This window comes from Vibrio sp. D173a (assembly GCF_030248475.1).
Genome location: NZ_JAHGAH010001406.1, coordinates 1 through 1001, shown reverse-complemented (window position 1 = coordinate 1001; position 1001 = coordinate 1). Strand labels below are relative to the sequence as shown.

The window sequence follows — 1001 nt, the reverse complement described above, 5'->3', positions numbered from 1 at the left end:
TTCCAGAAGGCAAGTGCACCGTACTTATGGGGCGTAATGGCGTCGGTAAAACCACCTTGTTGCAGTGCATTATGGGGTTGGTCAAAGTTGAAAGTGGTGACATCTCGCTCTCTGGACAATCCCTGTTGAAAACCGATGCAGAAGAGCGTCCAAGACAAGGCATTGGTTATGTACCGCAGGGGCGTCAAATCTTCCCTATGCTCACGGTTCAAGAGAACCTAGAGGTTGGACTGCCTATCCGTGACAAAGGCGATCGCAAGATCCCGGAGTTTATCTTTGACCTGTTTCCGGTGTTGAAAGAGATGCTGCATCGTCGTGGTGGAGATCTGTCTGGTGGTCAACAGCAGCAACTCGCGATCGGCAGAGCTTTGGTAGTCAATCCAAAGTTGCTGATTCTGGATGAGCCGACCGAGGGTATTCAGCCGAATATTGTTCAGGAAATTGGCGACATTATCCGCATGCTTAATGAAAAGATGGGGCTAACGGTATTGCTGGTTGAGCAGAAGTTGCCGTTTGCTCGCAAAGTGGGTGACCGCTTTTGCATTCTTGACCGAGGCAGACAAGTAGCAGAGGGCGAAATGGAAGGCCTCGATGAAAAATTAGCGATGTACTTAACGCGATCTTGGAAGACGCGCAGCCACTTGGGATGGCAATTGAAGAGGATGTGAGAGATGGCTGGCAAGCCAATTTGAACCTTACCTTTGCATACCGTGGTGACAAAACCGTACTCAAGCACCGCTATCAGTTGGGGCCTCTTGCTGTGCAAAGACCTCTATATCCCGATGGCAAAACCTGTCACAGCTACCTGCTGCATCCACCGGGTGGTGTTGTGGGAGGGGATACCTTAAATATTGATATCTCAGTAGAAAGTGGAGCGCACACTCTGATCACAACACTGGGTGCTACCAAGTTCTATCGTTCTAACACTAAGTACGCAAAGCAGAAACAGATGCTGCACGTTGCTAAAGATGCACGCCTTGAGTGGATGCCACAAGAGAACA

General features: G+C 49.7%; 2 protein-coding genes. Both read left to right on the top strand.

The window, feature by feature from the left end:
• Window positions 1–668 (top strand): urea ABC transporter ATP-binding subunit UrtE (urtE, locus tag KIV40_RS33675; RefSeq protein WP_285353772.1); only part of this gene is annotated, 668 nt, incomplete at its 5' end.
• Window positions 647–1001: urease accessory protein UreD (locus KIV40_RS33670; protein ID WP_285353770.1), on the top strand; the 355-nt coding region annotated here is incomplete at its 3' end. The genes urtE and KIV40_RS33670, both read left to right, overlap by 22 nt.